This window comes from Nioella sp., assembly GCF_965215655.1.
GTDB lineage: Bacteria > Pseudomonadota > Alphaproteobacteria > Rhodobacterales > Rhodobacteraceae > Nioella.
In genome coordinates, this window is the sequence record NZ_OZ244111.1 from 3159528 (window position 1) to 3176264 (window position 16737).

General features: G+C 64.4%; 25 protein-coding genes. 10 read left to right on the top strand and 15 right to left on the bottom strand.

All coding sequences use genetic code 11. The features are described from left to right. Position 1: 1 nt before the first annotated feature. From ACOOEX_RS15740 to folK, 8 genes are all read right to left on the bottom strand, one after another. The gene (locus ACOOEX_RS15740; protein WP_420395719.1) at positions 2 to 310 is read right to left on the bottom strand and encodes a Dabb family protein; all 309 of its coding nucleotides are present in this window, start codon (positions 308 to 310) and stop codon (positions 2 to 4) included. Beyond that, positions 307 to 924 carry a LysE family translocator gene (locus ACOOEX_RS15745; protein WP_420395720.1) on the bottom strand — a complete coding sequence of 206 codons (618 nt, stop codon included), beginning with the start codon at positions 922 to 924 and terminating at the stop codon, positions 307 to 309. Before ACOOEX_RS15745 ends, ACOOEX_RS15740 begins: the two co-directional genes overlap by 4 nt. After that, entirely contained in the window at positions 921 to 1397 is a 477-nt protein-coding gene (locus ACOOEX_RS15750; protein WP_420395721.1) for a hypothetical protein, read from the bottom strand. The genes ACOOEX_RS15745 and ACOOEX_RS15750 overlap by 4 nt, the downstream gene beginning before the upstream one ends. After that, a complete protein-coding gene (locus ACOOEX_RS15755; RefSeq protein ID WP_420395722.1) occupies positions 1394 to 2137 on the bottom strand; it encodes a pyridoxine 5'-phosphate synthase in 744 nt (247 codons plus the stop codon). Before ACOOEX_RS15755 ends, ACOOEX_RS15750 begins: the two co-directional genes overlap by 4 nt. A 33-nt stretch (positions 2138 to 2170) precedes the next feature. Continuing rightward, positions 2171 to 2773 carry a DUF2062 domain-containing protein gene (locus ACOOEX_RS15760; RefSeq protein WP_420395723.1) on the bottom strand — a complete coding sequence of 201 codons (603 nt, stop codon included), beginning with the start codon at positions 2771 to 2773 and terminating at the stop codon, positions 2171 to 2173. 64 nt (positions 2774 to 2837) lie between these two features. Next, positions 2838 to 4958 carry a RelA/SpoT family protein gene (locus ACOOEX_RS15765; RefSeq protein WP_420395724.1) on the bottom strand — a complete coding sequence of 707 codons (2121 nt, stop codon included), beginning with the start codon at positions 4956 to 4958 and terminating at the stop codon, positions 2838 to 2840. A gap of 25 nt (positions 4959 to 4983) precedes the next feature. Next, complete coding sequence (rpoZ, locus tag ACOOEX_RS15770; RefSeq protein ID WP_071689033.1) at positions 4984 to 5337, bottom strand: DNA-directed RNA polymerase subunit omega; 354 nt, start codon at positions 5335 to 5337, stop codon at positions 4984 to 4986. Positions 5338 to 5384: 47 nt separating this feature from the next. Further along, positions 5385 to 5939 carry a 2-amino-4-hydroxy-6-hydroxymethyldihydropteridine diphosphokinase gene (gene folK, locus ACOOEX_RS15775; RefSeq protein WP_420395725.1) on the bottom strand — a complete coding sequence of 185 codons (555 nt, stop codon included), beginning with the start codon at positions 5937 to 5939 and terminating at the stop codon, positions 5385 to 5387. A gap of 179 nt (positions 5940 to 6118) precedes the next feature. On the opposite strand from folK, the gene ACOOEX_RS15780 reads away from it, so the two are divergent. After that, positions 6119 to 6694, top strand: coding sequence for an NYN domain-containing protein (locus tag ACOOEX_RS15780; RefSeq protein WP_420395726.1), 576 nt, complete (start codon positions 6119 to 6121; stop codon positions 6692 to 6694). Positions 6695 to 6754: 60 nt separating this feature from the next. Here ACOOEX_RS15780 and ACOOEX_RS15785 read toward each other — a convergent pair whose 3' ends face one another. From ACOOEX_RS15785 to ACOOEX_RS15795, 3 genes are all read right to left on the bottom strand, one after another. Further along, positions 6755 to 7393, bottom strand: coding sequence for a class I SAM-dependent methyltransferase (locus tag ACOOEX_RS15785; protein WP_420395727.1), 639 nt, complete (start codon positions 7391 to 7393; stop codon positions 6755 to 6757). 78 nt (positions 7394 to 7471) lie between these two features. Continuing rightward, entirely contained in the window at positions 7472 to 7939 is a 468-nt protein-coding gene (locus ACOOEX_RS15790; protein WP_420395728.1) for a c-type cytochrome, read from the bottom strand. A 103-nt stretch (positions 7940 to 8042) separates the two neighbouring features. Then, complete coding sequence (locus tag ACOOEX_RS15795; protein ID WP_420395729.1) at positions 8043 to 8405, bottom strand: hypothetical protein; 363 nt, start codon at positions 8403 to 8405, stop codon at positions 8043 to 8045. A gap of 87 nt (positions 8406 to 8492) precedes the next feature. Here ACOOEX_RS15795 and ACOOEX_RS15800 point away from each other — a divergent pair, with 87 nt between their 5' ends. After that, positions 8493 to 9083, top strand: coding sequence for a TetR/AcrR family transcriptional regulator (locus tag ACOOEX_RS15800; RefSeq protein ID WP_420395730.1), 591 nt, complete (start codon positions 8493 to 8495; stop codon positions 9081 to 9083). A gap of 11 nt (positions 9084 to 9094) precedes the next feature. On the opposite strand, the gene ACOOEX_RS15805 is transcribed toward ACOOEX_RS15800, so the two are convergent. Further along, positions 9095 to 9634: a peroxiredoxin-like family protein gene (locus tag ACOOEX_RS15805; RefSeq protein ID WP_420395731.1), complete on the bottom strand. Its 540-nt coding sequence runs from the start codon at positions 9632 to 9634 to the stop codon at positions 9095 to 9097. Positions 9635 to 9777: 143 nt separating this feature from the next. Here ACOOEX_RS15805 and ispH point away from each other — a divergent pair, with 143 nt between their 5' ends. The 8 genes from ispH to ACOOEX_RS15845 all read left to right on the top strand — a co-directional run bounded on the left by ispH (position 9778) and on the right by ACOOEX_RS15845 (position 15254). After that, positions 9778 to 10728 carry a 4-hydroxy-3-methylbut-2-enyl diphosphate reductase gene (gene ispH / locus ACOOEX_RS15810; protein ID WP_420395732.1) on the top strand — a complete coding sequence of 317 codons (951 nt, stop codon included), beginning with the start codon at positions 9778 to 9780 and terminating at the stop codon, positions 10726 to 10728. 3 nt (positions 10729 to 10731) lie between these two features. Continuing rightward, positions 10732 to 11193, top strand: a complete 462-nt coding sequence (locus tag ACOOEX_RS15815) for a pyridoxamine 5'-phosphate oxidase family protein (RefSeq protein ID WP_420395733.1) — start codon at positions 10732 to 10734, stop codon at positions 11191 to 11193. A gap of 51 nt (positions 11194 to 11244) precedes the next feature. Then, positions 11245 to 12366: a flavin-containing monooxygenase gene (locus tag ACOOEX_RS15820; protein WP_420395734.1), complete on the top strand. Its 1122-nt coding sequence runs from the start codon at positions 11245 to 11247 to the stop codon at positions 12364 to 12366. After that, positions 12363 to 12977 (top strand): LysE family translocator, encoded by a 615-nt coding sequence (locus ACOOEX_RS15825; protein WP_420395735.1) that lies wholly within the window; start codon positions 12363 to 12365, stop codon positions 12975 to 12977. The genes ACOOEX_RS15820 and ACOOEX_RS15825 overlap by 4 nt, the downstream gene beginning before the upstream one ends. 1 nt (position 12978) lies before the next feature. Beyond that, positions 12979 to 13569, top strand: coding sequence for a class I SAM-dependent DNA methyltransferase (locus tag ACOOEX_RS15830; RefSeq protein ID WP_420395736.1), 591 nt, complete (start codon positions 12979 to 12981; stop codon positions 13567 to 13569). Positions 13570 to 13635: 66 nt separating this feature from the next. Next, complete coding sequence (locus ACOOEX_RS15835) at positions 13636 to 14079, top strand: DUF3429 domain-containing protein (protein ID WP_420395737.1); 444 nt, start codon at positions 13636 to 13638, stop codon at positions 14077 to 14079. Then, entirely contained in the window at positions 14079 to 14534 is a 456-nt protein-coding gene (gene rnhA, locus ACOOEX_RS15840; RefSeq protein ID WP_420395738.1) for a ribonuclease HI, read from the top strand. Before ACOOEX_RS15835 ends, rnhA begins: the two co-directional genes overlap by 1 nt. 96 nt (positions 14535 to 14630) lie before the next feature. Beyond that, positions 14631 to 15254 (top strand): trimeric intracellular cation channel family protein, encoded by a 624-nt coding sequence (locus tag ACOOEX_RS15845; protein ID WP_420395739.1) that lies wholly within the window; start codon positions 14631 to 14633, stop codon positions 15252 to 15254. On the opposite strand, the gene ACOOEX_RS15850 is transcribed toward ACOOEX_RS15845, so the two are convergent. The 3 genes from ACOOEX_RS15850 to fmt are packed head-to-tail and all read right to left on the bottom strand — an operon-like array spanning position 15255 to position 16726. Next, positions 15255 to 15494 carry a GlsB/YeaQ/YmgE family stress response membrane protein gene (locus ACOOEX_RS15850; RefSeq protein WP_420395740.1) on the bottom strand — a complete coding sequence of 80 codons (240 nt, stop codon included), beginning with the start codon at positions 15492 to 15494 and terminating at the stop codon, positions 15255 to 15257. A gap of 52 nt (positions 15495 to 15546) precedes the next feature. Then, complete coding sequence (locus tag ACOOEX_RS15855) at positions 15547 to 15813, bottom strand: hypothetical protein (RefSeq protein WP_420395741.1); 267 nt, start codon at positions 15811 to 15813, stop codon at positions 15547 to 15549. A gap of 4 nt (positions 15814 to 15817) precedes the next feature. After that, positions 15818 to 16726, bottom strand: coding sequence for a methionyl-tRNA formyltransferase (fmt, locus tag ACOOEX_RS15860; RefSeq protein WP_420395742.1), 909 nt, complete (start codon positions 16724 to 16726; stop codon positions 15818 to 15820). Positions 16727 to 16737 lie beyond the last annotated feature (11 nt).

Sequence of the window (16737 nt, forward strand, 5' to 3'; positions counted from 1 at the left end):
CTCAGTCCCTCTCGATATCGTAAACGGTGATGCGGTCCGCCCCGCCACACAGCGCCACAAGCCGCGCGCCAAGCGCCTGATGGCGGGGATCGGCGGCGTAGCGGGCCAATGCGTCCCGGTTTTCGAACCGCGCGATGAAGCCATAGGGGTAGCCCGGCGACTTGCCTTCCATGTCGATATTCACGCCATGGCTCAGGCTGAGAAATCCGGGGATCTCCCCCGTTAGGCGACCGAGACCATCCATCACATCCCGGCAGTCACCCAGGTCGGAGGCATCCGTCAGCCCCAACATGACCACATGCTCGATCATGTCAGCCGCGCCGTTAGAATCTTGATCGCCGCCGCCCCGAAAAGCGCCGCGAAGGCCAGTTCGAACCAGCGGCGGGCGGCCTGATAGACCCGCACCACCCCGCGACCCGAGAACAACATACCATAGCCCAGGAAGATCACGGCGGAGACCGTGGACAAGGCAGCGAAGGTGCCCAGAAGCGTGACCAAAGGCGCGCCGGGCGGCACGACGACAGCATAGACCGCGCCCCAGGCCAGAATCGCCTTGGGGTTGGTCAGGTGCACAAGGAAGCCACGCCGGAAATGACCCGTCGTCCCGGCGTCGCGCAGGGCCATGCTCTTGCCCGGCGTCAGTGCCGAGCGCAGGGATTTCGCAGCAAGAAACAGCAGGTACCCCGCACCCACATAGCGCAAGCCTTCCGCGATCCACGCATTGGCGAGCATCAGCGCCCCCATCCCAGCCATGGCCGCCAGACCCCAAAGCGCAGACCCGGCCCAGACACCCGCCCCGGTCAGCACGCCCGCGCGCCGCCCCTGCCCCATGGCCGTGCCCGCGATGGTCAGCGTGGCGGGTCCGGGACTGCCGCCCGCAAGACCCCAGGCCAGCAGAAGCGCTGCAAACTCATAGCCGGTCATTTGCTGCCCGTCGGCGCCGGGGCCGGTGCATTCCCGCTCAGCACCGGGGTGACGGTGCCCGTGGCCTGATTGACCGTGATGGTCAGGATCTGGTCCCAACTGGCCACGCCACTGACAGATTCGATGGGGATCGTCACGCTCAGGCCGATTGCGGGGTCATAGCTGGCCTCCACCTCTGCCATGTTCAGCCATCCGAAGCCGATATTGTTCTCGCTCGAAATCAGGGCACAGTGCTGCCAGGGCTCGTCAGGGTGCGGATGGGTCACCATGACATGGAAGCTCCCGCCCGCCGGTTCGCCGACATCCAGAGCAATCACCCGGATCGCGCCATTGGCGAATTCGCGGATCGTTTCCGCGTAGGGACCATAGATGTTGCGGGCATTGGCCTCGAACGTGTCGCAATCGCGCATGGACTGCGCGGCAAGCGGTGTGGCGACAAGAATGGCGACGAGGGTCAGGGGAAGGGTCCTCATGCGCGGGACTCCTCGATCAGGCGCTGCATTTCGTGGATTGCGGGGGTGAGGCCACGGAAAATCGCCTCACCGATAAGGAAATGCCCGATATTAAGCTCCATGACCTCAGGGAAGGCCGCAACGGGCTTCACCGTGTCATAGGTCAGCCCGTGGCCCGCATGCACCTCCAGCCCCAGGGAATGGGCATAGGCCGACATCTCGCGCAACGCGTCCAATTCCCGGTCGCGGTCGTCAAAGCGACCCTCGGCATGGGCATCGCAATAGGCGCCGGTATGCAGTTCGATCACCTCGGCCCCGATGCGGTGCGCGGCCTCGATCTGGCGCTTGTCGGCGGCGATGAAGATCGACACCCGGCAGCCCGCGTCCCTAAGCGGCGCGATGTAATGGGCCAGCCGGTTTTCCTCGCGCGCCACTTCCAGTCCGCCCTCAGTCGTCCGTTCCTCGCGCTTTTCGGGCACGATACACACCGCGTGAGGTTTGTGACGCAGGGCGATTTTCTGCATCTCGTCCGTCGCGGCCATCTCGAAATTCAGGGGCACGGTCAGCGCCGCCATCAGCCGTTCGATATCGTCATCCGAGATGTGGCGCCGATCCTCGCGCAGATGCGCGGTGATGCCGTCGGCCCCCGCCTCTTCGGCCAGCAGGGCGGCGCGCACCGGGTCCGGCACATCGCCGCCGCGTGCGTTCCGAACGGTGGCCACATGGTCGATATTTACCCCGAGCCGGGGACGGCTGGTCATGATCATTCTCCTACAAGACGCGCCCCGAAGGGCTCAGTCGGCCCGGTTCTCGGCCTGCCTGCGCATCTTGTTCATCTTCGAGCGCAGCTTGGCAAGGCGTCGCTGCTGATATGCGCGGATCACAGGGACCGAAAGGTAATAGCAGACCGTGCCGCAGATCAGCCCGGGAATGATGCCACCAACCATGAACGGAAAGAACAGATCATTGTAGAAGGACAGCAACTCGTCCCAATGGGCGCGCTCGGGCGTGAACATGGCCAGGAAGTTATGCTTAAGATCACGCCAGGCCCCCGCGAAGGCTTGGCCGATATTGCCGCCGATTCCCCCCGCCTCGGTGCCAAGCAGGAAATGCCCGGTATGGATCGAGATCAGCGCAATCGGCAGATAGGTCAGCGGATTGCCGATGAAGGTCGCCAGCAGCGCGGCCAGGATGTTTCCGCGCATGAGCCGGGCAATCAAAGCCGCAATGATGAAATGCAGGCCGAAGAACGGGGTGAATACCGTAAACGCCCCGGCAAACACGCCGCGCGCGATGGTCTCGGGGGTGCCGGGCAGGCGGTGAAGGCGATACTTGATATACTGGATGGCCCGGCCCCACCCGCCCCGCGGGTAGAACCAGTGCGCGACCACTGTCATCCAGTGGCGGGAATCTCTGCGCTTGAACACCATGGGGTGTTCGCCCTCCAAAGCTCTTCCCGCGTCAGGGCCGCCGGTCCAGGTTCCGGAAGCGCTCCAACGTGGCAACATCACTGTCGGCCTCAACGGCCATCATCACGGCGTGCAAATGCTCGGCGTCTCTTACTTCTATATCGATAAGGAGGCGGAAAAAGTCCGGTTTCCTGTCAATGAAGTGCAAGTCCGAGATATTGGCGTTCTGTTCGCCGATCAATGTGCAGATTCGCCCCAGGACACCCTGATCGTTGCTGATCGTGACATTGATGGTGACGTTGTGAACGGCAGCGTGGCGGCCTTCGGTCCAGTGCACATCCATCCAGTTGTCGGCCATGGCGTCGAGATCGGCCAAGGCCGGGCAGTCAATTGCGTGCAGAATCGGCCCCCGGCCCTTGTAGGGCACGCCCACGATCCGTTCCCCTGGTACCGGCTGGCAGCACTGGGCCCGGTTCATCTCGGCCCCGCTTGGCAGGCCGATCACCGGGCGACCGACGGTTTCTTGCGACTCCGGCTTGCCCACCAGTTCGGGGTAGAGCTTGGCCACCACCTCGCGCGCCGACAGCTCCGCAGCCCCGATTCGGGCCAGAACCTCGTCGGCACTGGCGATGTGCATGGTCTTCGCAGCGGTTTCGAGCGCCTTGTCCGTGGCCTTCTTGCCCACATGCTCGAACGCCACGCGCGCCAGTTCCTGCCCAAGCCGGATATAGCGGCCCCGGTCCTCTTCGCGCAGCAACCGCCGGATCGCGGCCTTGGCGCGGCCCGTGGTCACGATGTCGATCCATGTGGCCTGCGGGCTCTGGCCTTCGGCGGTCATGATCTCGACGGACTGGCCGTTCTTCAACCGGGTCCAGAGCGGCACCCGAATGCCATCGACCTTGGCCCCCACGCAGCTATGGCCGATTCGTGTGTGGATCGCGTAGGCGAAATCCAGCGGCGTCGCGCCCTTGGGCAGCTTCACCACATCGCCCTTGGGCGTAAAGCAGAAGACCTGGTCGGAATACATCTCCAGCTTCACATGTTCGAGGAACTCGTCATGATCCTCGGCCATCTCGAAGCGTTCGGTCAGCCCGGCCAGCCATTTCGCGGGATCGACGGCAAAGGGGTTTTCGGCCCGCACCCCATCCTTGTAGGACCAATGCGCCGCAACCCCCGCCTCAGCCACCTCGTGCATCTGGCGGGTGCGGATCTGCACCTCGACCCGCTTGCCGTCGCGGCCTGACACCGTGGTGTGGATCGAGCGATAGCCGTTCGATTTGGGTTGGCTGATATAGTCCTTGAACCGCCCCGGCACCGCGCGCCAGCGCTGATGGATCGCGCCAAGCACGCGGTAGCAATCATCCTCGCTATTGGTGATCACGCGGAACCCGTAGATGTCGGACAGACGCGAGAAGGCGAGGTCCTTCTCCTGCATCTTGCGCCAGATCGAGAAGGGCTTCTTCGCCCGCCCCAGCACATCGCCGGTGACACCGTGCTTTTCCATCTCCAGCTCGATATCGTCGGTAATCTTGGGGATGACGTTGCCCGATTCCTTCTGCAACGTCACGAAGCGGCGCATGATCGACTTGCGCGCATCCGGGTTCAGAACGGCGAAGGACAGGTCCTCCAGCTCGTCCCGCATCCACTGCATCCCCATGCGGCCCGCAAGCGGCGCATAGATATCCATCGTCTCGCGCGCCTTCTGCGCCTGCTTCTCGGGGCGCATATGCTTGATGGTGCGCATATTGTGCAGCCGGTCGGCAAGCTTCACCAGAATGACCCGCAGATCCTTGGACATGGCCATGAACAGCTTGCGGAAGTTCTCGGCCTGCTTGGTCTCGCGGCTGGAAAGCTCCAGATTGGTCAGCTTGGTGACACCATCGACCAGTTCCGCCACATCCGCGCCGAACCGACCGGCGATCTCGCCATAGGTGCCCTTGGTGTCCTCGATCGTGTCATGCAGCAGCGCGGTGGCGATGGTGGCGTCGTCAAGACGCTGCTCGGTCAGGATCGCGGCCACCTCGACCGGGTGCGTGAAATAGGGCTCACCCGACCGGCGATACTGCCCCTCATGCATGTCCTTGGCATAGGCATAGGCCCCGCGCAGCAGGGCCTCGTTGCATTTCGGGTTGTAGTTGCGGACCAGGCTCAGAAGGTCTTCGACGTCGATCATGCCTGTCCTGTTCCGATCAGAAGCCTCAGCGCTGGCCTTGCGCTTCCATCAGTTGCCGCAGCATCTGCTCTTCCGACATGTCGTCGGCGGCGGGGCGGTCGGCTTCGACACCCTGAAGCAGGGCCATCGCGTCCTCTTCCGGCTCATCGACCTCGATCTGGGTCTGGTTCGACTCGATCAGGCGCTCGCGCAGGTCATCGGCCAGCTGGGTTTCCTCGGCGATCTCGCGCAGGGACACGACCGGGTTCTTGTCGTTGTCACGATCCACGGTGATCGGGCTGCCAGCCGAGATTTCGCGCGCCCGGTGGGCGGCAAGCATCACCAGTTCGAACCGGTTCGGAACCTTGTCAACGCAGTCTTCAACCGTCACGCGGGCCATATCATTCTCCGGAATGTGTTGCAGGAGGGGGGGCGCAAGGTCCCTACTTATCCACCGCTCCCCGGAAAGACAAGGCCCCAATCCCCTTCAATCGGGCGGATTTCAGCCAGTTCCGCGGGCGACAGGGCCGAGAGCATCTCGGTCACCGTCTCGCCTGTCAGCGGATGCCGCCAGTCGGGGGCAATATCTGCCATCGGAACCAGAACGAACCCCCGCTCCTGCAATCGCGGATGGGGCAGGATCAGACGGTCAGGCGCGCGGGTCGCAGCCTGTTCAAGCGGCAGATTGCGCCATTCGGTCTGGGTCGTCGCATCGGGGCGGACGCAATCACCGAACGCCACAAGATCGAGATCCAACACCCGCGCTTCCCAACGGTGGGTGCGGGTGCGGCCTGCCTCCGCCTCGACCCGGTGCAGTAGCGCCAGCAGTGCTTCGGGCGTCCCCGACCAGTCGATGGAGAACGCCGCATTAACGAAATCCGGCCCTGATCCGGCGGGGAAAGCCGGGGTCCGGTAGAATCGCGACACCAGCGGATTCCCACCCGCCAGCCGCGCCACATCAGAAATCGCTTTGGAAACTATACCTTCGGATATATTGTCCATATCCGATAGGTTAGAACCCGCCGCAATTACGGCGTTTGTGAAAGAAATGTTACGGTCTGGTCGTTGCAAAGCGCGCCCGATCACTTATTCTCGACGTTCATTGTTGATCGTGATTCAGGCCATTTCATTTCACATACACCGGTCGCGGTCGACGATTATCACTCACGGGACCAGAAATCATGTTTTATCGGGACGAACGGTTGGCGCTCTTCATTGATGGCTCCAACCTGTACGCAGCGGCAAAGGCGCTCGCCTTTGACATTGACTACAAACTTCTCAGACAGGAGTTCATGCAGCGGGGCAAACTGCTCCGGGCCTTCTACTACACCGCGCTTCTGGAGAATGACGACTACTCTCCGATCCGGCCGCTGGTGGACTGGCTGCATTACAATGGCTTCACGATGGTGACCAAACCGGCGAAGGAATTCGTGGACAGTCAGGGCCGCCGCAAGGTCAAGGGCAACATGGATATCGAACTGACAGTCGATGCCATGGAGATTGCCCCCCATGTCGATCACATCGTGCTGTTCTCCGGCGATGGCGACTTCCGCCCGCTGGTCGAGGCGCTACAGCGCAAGGGCGTCCGGGTGTCGGTCGTGTCCACGATTCGCAGCCAGCCGCCGATGATCGCCGACGATCTGCGCCGCCAGGCGGACAATTTCATCGAACTGGATGAGCTCAAAGAGGTCGTCGGCCGCCCGCCGCGCGAGCCGCGGATAACCGAGCGGTCCGACTACGAGACCGCCGACAACTGATCGGTCAGAGACCCCGGCCATCGCGCCGGGGTTTTTTCTTTGTCGGGGTCTGGCACGCGGTCAGCCCGTGCCGACCCGCTTCTGAAAGACGGTGTACTGAAACCGCTGCTCCGCCCCGCTTGGGGTGGTGTGGGCAAAGCGGCCGGTCTCCTTGACGTCGAACTGTCCTGGCAACAGCCGCTCGATCTCCGCCACCAGATCCTCGGGCGCATAGCGTTTAACCGGCAGGCCCGAGCATTTTTCCGGCCCGTCATCGGCAAAACTCATCAGGATCGCGGTTCCCCCCGGCGCCAAGGCGGAACTCAGGGCCCGCGCATAGGCGGCCCGGTCGCCCGCATCGGTCAAGAAATGGAACACCGCCCGGTCATGCCACAGGTCATAGAGACGTGCGGGCTGCCAATGCGTGACATCAGCCACCTGCCAATCCACCGGCGCGGCCCTGTCGCCAAGCCGCGCGCGCGACCGAGCCAGCGCCTCGGCAGAGAGGTCCAGCACCGTGATATCCTCGTAGCCTGCCTCAAGCAGCGCATCGGGCATGCGCGACGCCCCGCCACCCACGTCGATCACCGACGCGTCCGGTCCCGCCGCCTGCCCGATCAGCCTTAGCGACAGGGCGGGCGCAGCCTCGAACCAGCTCAGGTTTTCCGGCTCCGCCCCTCTATAGCGATTGTCCCAATGGGTGGTTCTGTTATCGGTCATCTGACGCGCGCTCCTTCTCCGGTCGGGCAAGTATAGCACGGGCAGACGCACCCGTTCTGTGACCCTGTCACAAAGCCCCTAGCCCCCCGCCTGCGCATTGATCCCATCATGGATTTCGATCACTCGTTCGGGCCAGGTGCTTTTGATATAGGCCAGCACATCGAGGATCTCCTGTTCGCTCAGCACCTCGCCGAACCCCATCATGTTGCTGCGGTAATCACCGCCAATCAGAGCCTCGGTGCCGTGGGTGGTGATGGCAATCAGCACCTCGTCGGGATGGTGCCAGGTGTGGCCGGTTTCGTCATGGGGCGGGGCGGGCAGATAGCCGTCCGCATCCCGCACCCGCCAATCCACGCCGTCTTGCCCCGACAGGTCAGCCCCGTGGCAGCTCGCACAGGTTTCGGCATAGATCGCTTCACCGCGCGCCACAGCGTCCGGGTGATCAAAGGGCAACAGGCCGGGGCCGTCGTCATGGCTGGCCCACACCGCAGCCCCTGCCATGGTGGCGAGGCCTGCGGCAGCAGCAAGAAGGGTGACAGGTTTCAAGGGGTTGGTCCTTTTTCTTTCAGTCTGGTGAAGCCAATTTCGCGGCTTCCCCCGCTGGAAGGTCAAGTCACCGGATCGTGAGCGGAACCCTCCGCTTGATGCGCTAGCCCCTTCGGGCGGCGATCATGCGCACAACAAGTGCGCCAATGGCCGCCCAAGCGGTCACGACCGCTGGCCAGATCAGCGGAAAGGCCGGGTCGATCACCTTGTGCGGCCCGAAAGAGACCAGCGACAGCAGGATCGCCAGCACCGTCAGGCCCCGCCCGGCCCGGCTTTCCACGGGACCGGTCATCATCGCCGCCGCAAGGGCCGAGACGGTTGCGGCAAAGAACGGGGCCAGCCCGAACAGCGGTATCTGCGCCGGCGGATGCGGGGCAACGCCGGCCAGAAGCGTGGCCAGCATGAACAGGTGAAGAATGATCAGAACGGCCAGCGCCGCCTGAGAGGAACGGGAAGATTGGGTCATGATATCTCCTTGGCGTATTTTGAATTACGGTTATTGACGCAATCCGTAATTCGAATTACGGTATCCGTCAACAGCAAAGGACAAGACATGCGGGAAGACGCACGGGAAGCTCGGGCCAAGCAGATCGAAGACGCTGCCTATCGTGTCCTCGACGCCAAGGGTTTCGAAGGGTTGTCGATGCTGGCTGTGGCGAAAGAGGCCAAGGCCTCGAACGAAACGCTCTATCGCTGGTATGGCGACAAGACCGGGCTGTTTGCCGCGCTGATCACCCGCAATACGGAGATTGTCCGAACCGTGATGGAAGAAACCCGGTCCGATGATCCGATCCTTGAGCTTTCCAGCCTCGGCCCGGCGCTTCTGACGATGCTGACCAGCCCGCGCGCCGTCGCGCTGAACCGGGCGGCTGCGGCTGACAAGACCGGAACGCTTGGCCAGACGCTCGGCAAGGTCGGACGAGAGCGGGTCTTTCCCTGGATCATCGGCGTCATGGACCGCGCCTGCGCCGCCGGGCAACTGGCGGGCAGCCCCGGCGATATCGCCGAAACCTACCTGTCGCTTCTGGTGGGTGACTGGCAGGTGCGCCGGGTCACCGGGGCAATGCCGCCGCCATCAGCGGGCCAGATCGACGCACGCGCCAAGGTCGCTCTGACACGGCTGACAACACTGTTCCAGGGGTAGGCCGGATGCGCTCACAGATCCCCGGTATATTCCCCCCGCGCCGGATAGCTGTTGGCGATGGCGAAATCCACCGCGCCAAGCAATTCCCGGAAATGCGGACGGACAAAGGGCATAGTCTGCACCGACATGTAATAAAGTGTCTGATCCGGGTTGATCAGGAACAGGCCGGGTTCCGCGAACAGGGCCGGTTCCTCGATGCCAATAGAGGTCGTACCGCGAGAGGTCGAGATGAACAGCCCCCAATCGTCACGCGCTGTGGCAAGCGGCAGATCATAAGCATAGCGCAGCCCGTGGCCGCCCACTTTCTCCTGCATCGCGCCGGCGCGGTCTTCGCCGTCGGAACTGACGGCCACCGCGCCGACGCCGCGTTCTGCAAACTCCGGCAGCAATCGGGTCAGTTCGGTCAGATAGGTCGCGCAGAGCGGGCAATGCAGACCTCGATAGAAACAGATAATGGTCCCGCGCGCATTCGTCTCGGCAGACAGGGTAAACCCCACGCCATCGGTGGTGGGCAGGCTCAAATCCGGGGTCTTCTGGCGGGGCATCAGCATGGGGTTGGTCCTTTCCTATGGTCACGCCTGACCATAACGGACGATCCCGCCGCCGGGTGCAATCACCTGCCCGGTCACCTTTGCGTGGGCTGGACGCGCCTGCCCCATAGCCTTACCTGTTGGCCCAAGCGAAGGAGCCACCGATGACCAAACCGCCCCTCACCCTCTATCTTGCCGCTCCGCGCGGCTTCTGCGCCGGTGTCGACCGGGCGATCAAGATCGTCGAAATGGCAATCGAGAAATGGGGCGCGCCGGTCTATGTCCGGCATGAGATCGTGCATAACAAATTCGTGGTCGATGACCTGCGGGCCAAGGGCGCGATCTTCGTGGAGGAGCTGGAGGATTGCCCCGACGACCGCCCGGTAATCTTCTCGGCCCATGGCGTGCCCAAATCCGTGCCCGCGGCTGCGGAAGCCCGCCAGATGGTCTATGTCGATGCGACCTGTCCACTGGTCAGCAAGGTACATATCGAGGCCGAACGCCACCACGCCAACGGGTTGCAGATGGTCATGATCGGCCATGCCGGCCACCCCGAGACCATCGGCACCATGGGCCAGTTGCCCGAGGGCGAGGTGCTGCTAGTGGAAACCGAGGCCGATGTCGCGGGCCTTGCCCCGCGCGATCCCGAAAGGCTCGCCTTCATCACCCAGACCACCCTGTCGGTCGATGACACCGCGGGCATCGTCGCCGCCCTTCAGGCGCGCTTCCCGTCCATTGTCGGCCCCCACAAGGAAGACATCTGCTACGCCACCACCAACCGCCAGGCGGCAGTCAAGGTCATCGCGCCCAAGGCCGATGCGATCCTTGTGGTGGGGGCGCCCAATTCCTCCAACTCCCGCAGGCTGGTCGAGGTCGGGGCGAAAGCGGGGTGTTCCTATTCCCAGCTTGTCCAGCGGGCCGAAAACATCGACTGGCGCGCGCTGGAGGGGATCGGGTCCGTCGGCGTCACCGCCGGGGCCTCCGCCCCTGAGATTCTTGTAGAAGAAGTTATCGACGCGTTCCGCGCCCGCTATGACGTGACTGTGGAGCAGGTGGAAACCGCCGTCGAGAACGTGGAATTCAAGGTCCCGCGCGTGTTGCGGCAACAGGCCTGAGCCATGCCCACGCCCTTCGACCCAGAGGATATCCTGCACCTGCCGCTCATGGCCAATCTCGCCACGCTGGCAGAGGACGGTGCGCCACGGAATGCCCCGGTCTGGTTTCACTGGGAAAACGGCGTGCTCCACATGCTGTCGGACGAAACCGCAAGCTCCGCCCGGCGCATCACCCGCGACCCCCGCGTGGCCGTGGAAATCGTGCAATATGACAACGCAGGCGGCATCCTGCGCCATCTCGGATTACGGGGCCACGCCACGATCAACCCGATGGACCCGGCGCTCTTCCGCCGTCTTCTGGCGCGCTACCTTGGCCCGGATGAGGCCGCGTGGAACCCCTGGTTCATCGACAACGTGGCGAAGATAGAGGACCCGTCGGGCCGCCTCATCCGTCTGGTCCCTGACAACATCTTCACCAACGATGTCAGCATCTTTCGCAGCGGGCCGTCCCTTGCAACGGCGTGAACCGCCCCTTCAAGGCCCCCCGCGATGCCGACAGGACAGGGAGGGACAGTCATGAAGGCCGTCATCATCGGTGCAGGCCCCGCCGGGATGGCCGCTGCCGCCTGCCTGAAGACCGAAGGGATCACACCGGTGATCCTCGACCGCGCCGATACCATCGCCAGCAGTTGGCACAGCCACTATGACTGCCTGCATCTGCACACAGCGCGCGGGCGCTCCACCCTGCCCGGCCTCGACTACCCCAGGGGTGTCGGCAAATTCCCGAGCCGCACCGATGTCATCGCCTATCTGGAGGCCTACGCGACCCACCACGGCCTGTCCCCGCGCCTTGGATGCACGGTGGAGAAGGTGGAAAAGACAGGGGATGGCTGGCAGGTCACCCATTCCAGCGGCACCGAAACGGCAGAAATCGTCGTCATGGCCACCGGCGTCAACGGCACCCCCCGCCACCCCGACTGGCCGGGCAGATTCGACGGCCCTATTCTGCATTCGAGCCGCTACCGCAACCCTGCCCCCTTCGCCGGTCAGCGCGTTCTGGTCGTGGGGTTCGGCAATTCCGGCGGCGACATCGCGCTTGATCTCGCCAATGCCGGGGTGGATGTCACCCTGTCCGTGCGTGGGCCGGTCAATATCCTGCCCAAGCAGCTCTTTGGCATTCCCATCACCTCCTTCGGGCTGATGACCAAGGCGCTCGGATACAAGGTTGCGGACGCGCTGACCGCCCCCGTCTTGCGTTTGGCGGTCGGGAAGCCCGAGGATTATGGCCTGCGCTCCATGGCCAAGGGGCCCGCCGCGCTGGTGCATGAAGATGACCGCATCCCGCTGATCGACACCGGCACGCTCGGCGCGATCAAGGCGGGTCGCATCGCGGTGAAACCCGGCATCGAGCGGCTGGACGGGGCGGAGGTCCGGTTCTCAGATGGCACCGCCGCCCCCTTCGACACGATCATCGCAGCCATCGGCTACACCGTCGATCTGCGCCCGCTTCTCGGCCCCGATTCCGCCGCGCTCGATGCCACGGGACGCCCGGTGGCCAGCGGCGCCCCTACCCCCGAACCGGGGCTGTATTTCTGTTCCTACAAAGTGTCCCCCGATGGTCAGCTTTACGCCACTTCGCGGGAAGCCATCGCCATCGCACAACACGCCAAGACCCTTACCCGAAAGGCCCATTCATGATTTCCGCACAGTTCCTTCTGACCGCCCTCGTCGTCGTCCTCGCCCCCGGCACCGGCGTTGTCTACACGCTGGCGCTTGGCCTTGGCCAAGGTCGCAGCGCCGCCATTTGGGCGGCCCTTGGATGCACCTTCGGGATCGTGCCCCATATCGCGGCGGCAGCACTCGGACTGGCGGCGGTGATGCACAGCTCGGCGCTGATCTTCAACATCGTGAAATGGGCGGGCGTGGCCTACCTGCTGTGGCTGGCCTATAGCGCGCTCCGCGAGGGCGGGGCGCTGAGGGTCGAGGCCACGCAGACGGTGGAGAACGGCCCGCGCATCGCCACGCGGGGCGCGCTGATCAACATCCTCAACCCCAAGCTCTCGATCTTCTTCCTCGCCCTGCTGCCGCCCTTCCTGTCCGGCAATCCCGCCTCGGCCACCGCCGAAATGGCGTTGCTTGGCGGTATCTTCATGGCGATGACCTTCGTTGTCTTCGCGCTTTACGGAACCTTCGCCGCCTTCGCCCGCAAGGCCATTCTCGGCAGCGAGCGGGCGATGCGCTGGATGAGCCGCAGCTTCGCCGCCGTTTTCGCCGGGCTCGGCCTGCGGCTGGCACTGGAAAGGGCCTGACATGGCAGACCGGGAAACCCTCGACACCTACACGAAGAAAGCCGCCGACTACGCCGCGCTTGAGTTCAGCGAGGGCGAGAAGCAGGCGCTCGACGGCTTCCTGTCCATGCTGCCCAAGGGCGGCACGATCCTCGATCTGGGCTGCGGGCCGGGGTTGCATGCCGCCCGGATGGCCGCTGAGGGGTTCATCGTCAGCGCCATCGACGCCACCCCCGCATTTGTCGAGGCCGCACGGAAGAAGGGCGTCGCCGCAAGGCTCGGCGGTTTCGACGACCTGACCGAAACGGCGGCCTATGATGGCATCTGGGCCAGCTTTTCCTTGCTCCACGCCCCGAAAACGGACTTCCCCCGCCACCTCGCCGCCATCCATCGGGCGCTGAGACCCGGCGGCACGCTCTATCTGGGCCTGAAGCTGGGAACGGGCGAACACCGCGACAAGCTGGGCCGCTTCTACGCCTACTACGAGGAACCGGAACTGCGCGACCTGCTGGCACAGGCTGGATTTGCCGATATCCGCTCTACATCCGGGGAAGGCGTGGGGCTGGCCGGCACGGTGGACCGCTTCATCCTGCTGACCGCGCACAGGGGCTGAGCCGCAGGGCTTGCCCTTCCCGGCCCCGCCCGCGATAAGGACCGCCACTGCCCCGGAGCCTCGCCCATGACCCCGATCCCCCGTCCCGCCCTGCTGCTTGGCCTCGCTGGCCTGATCCCCTTTCTGTGGGGGGCGCTGACCGTAGTGCTGCCGGGCCTGGCCGAATGGGGAACCGAAGTGATGGGGCCACGCTTCGTCGGCCCCTATGTGCAGCTGTTCTACGGCGCAATCATCCTCGCCTTCATGTCGGGCGTCCTGTGGGGCTTCGCCGCGCAGGGCAGCGGCTGGCAGGGCTACGCGCTGTCGGTGCTTCCCGCACTTTGGGCCTTCTTCATGACCGGCGGCGGCTCGGACCGGGCGGCAGCGGCGCTGATCGTGGGCTTCCTCGGCCTTCTGGCGCTGGACCGGCACTACTGGAAACGGGGCCTCGCGCCCCAATGGTGGATGCGGCTGCGCGTGTTGCTGACACTCGTGGTGGTGAACGCGCTGGCCGTGGACCTGATCTTCTGATGCCTGATCTCTTCGCCTATACCGACGGAGCCTGCTCCGGCAATCCCGGCCCCGGTGGCTGGGGGGCGCTGCTGCAGGCGAAGGAGGGCGACACCGTCGTCAAGGAACGCGAGCTGAGCGGCGGCGAGGCCGAGACCACCAACAACCGGATGGAGCTTCTGGCCGCGATCACCGCGCTGGAAAGCCTCACACGCGCCTCCGATATCACCATCGTGACGGATTCGGCTTATGTGAAAAACGGCGTCACCGGCTGGATCCATGGCTGGAAGCGCAACGGCTGGAAAACCTCGAACAAAAAGCCGGTGAAAAACGTGGATCTGTGGCAGAGACTCGACGCGGCGCAGGCCCGCCACCGGGTGACCTGGGAATGGGTCAAGGGCCATGCCGGCCACCCGGAAAACGAACGCGCGGATGAGCTGGCCCGCGCCGGAATGGCCCCGTTCAAGAAGGCCTGATCCGGGCGCAGGGATGCGGCTTCGAAGCCGCGTATCAAGGCCGTTCGAACGGCCTTCCCCCTTCCCCACGCGCATCAAACCTGTCAAAGGGCGCGCATGATGACCCTGATGCTCCTCGACTACGCGTCCGTTCTTGTCTTCGCCCTTTCCGGCGCACTTGTCGCCAGTCGGGCACAGCTCGATATCGTTGGCTTCTTCTTCATCGCCTGCCTCACAGCCGTGGGCGGCGGCACCCTGCGCGACCTGCTTCTGGACCGCAACCCGGTCTTCTGGGTGGGTGACCCGACGCCGCTGGCCATCGCCTGCACCGCGGCGCTCATCGTCTTCTTCACCGCGCATCTTCTGGAAAGCCGCTACAAGGTGCTGCTCTGGCTCGACGCGCTGGCCCTTGCCATCGCGGTGGCCGCAGGTGCGGGCGTGGCGCAGGCGCTGGACCAGTCGGCAGGGATCGTCATCGTGATGGGGGTCGCCACCGGCACCTTGGGCGGGTTGATGCGCGACGTGGTCTGCAACGAGGTGCCGTTGGTCCTCAAACAGGGCGAACTCTACGTCACGGCAGCCTTCGCAGGGGCCGGGGCCGCGCTCGTCGCCGCCGCCCTCACGCCACATCCGCTGGCGCCCATCCTGGCCTGCATGATCACCTGTTTCGCCCTGCGCGCGGGCTCGCTGCTCTTTGGCTGGCGCCTGCCCGTCTACAAGGCCCGCCCGCCGCGCATGTGATCAGCGCTTAACGTAGGTCTGCCAGATCCAGATCAGCAGAAGCGCGCCGAGGATCGCGCCGACAAAGCCCGACAGCATCCCCATCACGGTCAGCAGAAAGCGCAGCACCAACCCGCCGATGATCGCGCCCAGAATGCCGATGCCGATTGTGGTCACCACATCAGTGCGCACATCCATGATGCGCGTGGCCAGAAAGCCCGCCGCCGCGCCGATGATGATCATGTAAAGAACAATACCCATGGGATGAATATGGCCACTCCCGGCCCCTATTGGAAGACAGCGCCCCCGAAATTCAGCGTCTGCGGTTACGGCGACCGCGCCCCCGCGCGGCCCCTACGGGGATCAGGATCAGCGCCGCCGAGGCCCCGATGATCGCGTCCAGTCCGGGAGACCCGATGCGCAGATGGAAAAGCGAGCGCAGGAAGAACAGCACCACGACCGCCCCGAGAGCAATCAGGATCGACATGGCATAGCCATTGCGGGTGATGCCCCATCTTTCAAACAGGATGGCGACAACCACGGCGATGAAGATCGACCCGAAGAACGTGAACAGAACCATTGCCTTACTCTCCCAATACCGTGCCAGGCGCCACCGCCGTGCCGCGCAGGAAGGTCTCCGCATCCTGTCGTCCACGCCCTTCGACCTGCGCTTCAGTGACCTCGATGGCCCCCTCACCGCAGGCAATTGTCAGCCCATGCAGCACCTCGCCGGGCTGGCCCGAACCTTCCGCCACATGGCAGCGCAGCAGTTTCAGCCTTTTACCATGTAAGGTTGTCCAGGCCCCGGGAAAAGGCGACAGGCCCCGGATTTGCCGGTCGATCTGGTCCGCGGGCAGGCTCCAGTCCACCCGCGCCTCCGCCTTGTCGATCTTGTGGGCATAGGTGACGCCCGCCTCCGGCTGTGCATCCGGCACCAGTTCGGGCAACCGGTCCAGAGCCTCCACGATGGCCGCCGCCCCAAGCGCGCTCAGCCGGTCATGCAGGTCCTGCGTCGTCTCCTCCGCCCCGATCGCAACCGCCTTGCGCAGTAGCACCGGCCCGGTATCCAGCCCCGCCTCCATCTGCATGATGCAGACACCGGTTTCACTATCACCCGCCATGATCGCCCGGTGAATAGGCGCAGCCCCGCGCCAGCGCGGCAGCAGACTGGCATGGATATTGAGGCAGCCATGGGTGGGCGCATCCAGCACCGCCTGCGGCAGCAGCAGCCCATAGGCGACGACAACCGCCACATCGGCATTCAGAGCGGCAAAATCCGCCTGCTCCTGCGCGCCCTTCAAAGACACCGGATGGCGCACCTCCAGCCCCAACTCCACCGCCCGCGCATGGACCGGCGTCGGACGTTCCTTTTTGCCCCGTCCCGCCGGACGTGGTGGCTGGCAATAAACGGCGGCAATCTCGTGCCCCGCCACGACCAAGGCCTCCAACACCGGAACCGAAAACTCCGGCGTGCCCATGAACACGACCCTCATTTGCGCTCCTC

Bases quoted from the DNA above. Each gene is read 5' to 3' on its own strand.
- ACOOEX_RS15755 (WP_420395722.1), bottom strand. From the start codon at position 2,137: ATGACCAGCCGTCCCCGGCTCGGGGTAAATATCGACCATGTGGCCACC.
- ACOOEX_RS15760 (WP_420395723.1), bottom strand. From the start codon at position 2,773: ATGACAGTGGTCGCGCACTGGTTCTACCCGCGGGGCGGGTGGGGCCGG.
- ACOOEX_RS15780 (WP_420395726.1), top strand. From the start codon at position 6,119: ATGTTTTATCGGGACGAACGGTTGGCGCTCTTCATTGATGGCTCCAAC.
- ACOOEX_RS15740 (WP_420395719.1), bottom strand. From the start codon at position 310: ATGATCGAGCATGTGGTCATGTTGGGGCTGACGGATGCCTCCGACCTG.
- folK (WP_420395725.1), bottom strand. From the start codon at position 5,939: ATGGACAATATATCCGAAGGTATAGTTTCCAAAGCGATTTCTGATGTG.
- ACOOEX_RS15830 (WP_420395736.1), top strand. From the start codon at position 12,979: ATGGCAGACCGGGAAACCCTCGACACCTACACGAAGAAAGCCGCCGAC.
- ACOOEX_RS15750 (WP_420395721.1), bottom strand. From the start codon at position 1,397: ATGAGGACCCTTCCCCTGACCCTCGTCGCCATTCTTGTCGCCACACCG.
- rpoZ (WP_071689033.1), bottom strand. From the start codon at position 5,337: ATGGCCCGCGTGACGGTTGAAGACTGCGTTGACAAGGTTCCGAACCGG.
- ACOOEX_RS15800 (WP_420395730.1), top strand. From the start codon at position 8,493: ATGCGGGAAGACGCACGGGAAGCTCGGGCCAAGCAGATCGAAGACGCT.
- ACOOEX_RS15785 (WP_420395727.1), bottom strand. From the start codon at position 7,393: ATGACCGATAACAGAACCACCCATTGGGACAATCGCTATAGAGGGGCG.
- ACOOEX_RS15855 (WP_420395741.1), bottom strand. From the start codon at position 15,813: ATGGTTCTGTTCACGTTCTTCGGGTCGATCTTCATCGCCGTGGTTGTC.
- ACOOEX_RS15845 (WP_420395739.1), top strand. From the start codon at position 14,631: ATGATGACCCTGATGCTCCTCGACTACGCGTCCGTTCTTGTCTTCGCC.
- ACOOEX_RS15805 (WP_420395731.1), bottom strand. From the start codon at position 9,634: ATGCTGATGCCCCGCCAGAAGACCCCGGATTTGAGCCTGCCCACCACC.
- ispH (WP_420395732.1), top strand. From the start codon at position 9,778: ATGACCAAACCGCCCCTCACCCTCTATCTTGCCGCTCCGCGCGGCTTC.
- ACOOEX_RS15820 (WP_420395734.1), top strand. From the start codon at position 11,245: ATGAAGGCCGTCATCATCGGTGCAGGCCCCGCCGGGATGGCCGCTGCC.
- rnhA (WP_420395738.1), top strand. From the start codon at position 14,079: ATGCCTGATCTCTTCGCCTATACCGACGGAGCCTGCTCCGGCAATCCC.
- ACOOEX_RS15835 (WP_420395737.1), top strand. From the start codon at position 13,636: ATGACCCCGATCCCCCGTCCCGCCCTGCTGCTTGGCCTCGCTGGCCTG.
- ACOOEX_RS15825 (WP_420395735.1), top strand. From the start codon at position 12,363: ATGATTTCCGCACAGTTCCTTCTGACCGCCCTCGTCGTCGTCCTCGCC.
- ACOOEX_RS15745 (WP_420395720.1), bottom strand. From the start codon at position 924: ATGACCGGCTATGAGTTTGCAGCGCTTCTGCTGGCCTGGGGTCTTGCG.
- ACOOEX_RS15850 (WP_420395740.1), bottom strand. From the start codon at position 15,494: ATGGGTATTGTTCTTTACATGATCATCATCGGCGCGGCGGCGGGCTTT.
- ACOOEX_RS15765 (WP_420395724.1), bottom strand. From the start codon at position 4,958: ATGATCGACGTCGAAGACCTTCTGAGCCTGGTCCGCAACTACAACCCG.
- ACOOEX_RS15795 (WP_420395729.1), bottom strand. From the start codon at position 8,405: ATGACCCAATCTTCCCGTTCCTCTCAGGCGGCGCTGGCCGTTCTGATC.
- ACOOEX_RS15815 (WP_420395733.1), top strand. From the start codon at position 10,732: ATGCCCACGCCCTTCGACCCAGAGGATATCCTGCACCTGCCGCTCATG.
- fmt (WP_420395742.1), bottom strand. From the start codon at position 16,726: ATGAGGGTCGTGTTCATGGGCACGCCGGAGTTTTCGGTTCCGGTGTTG.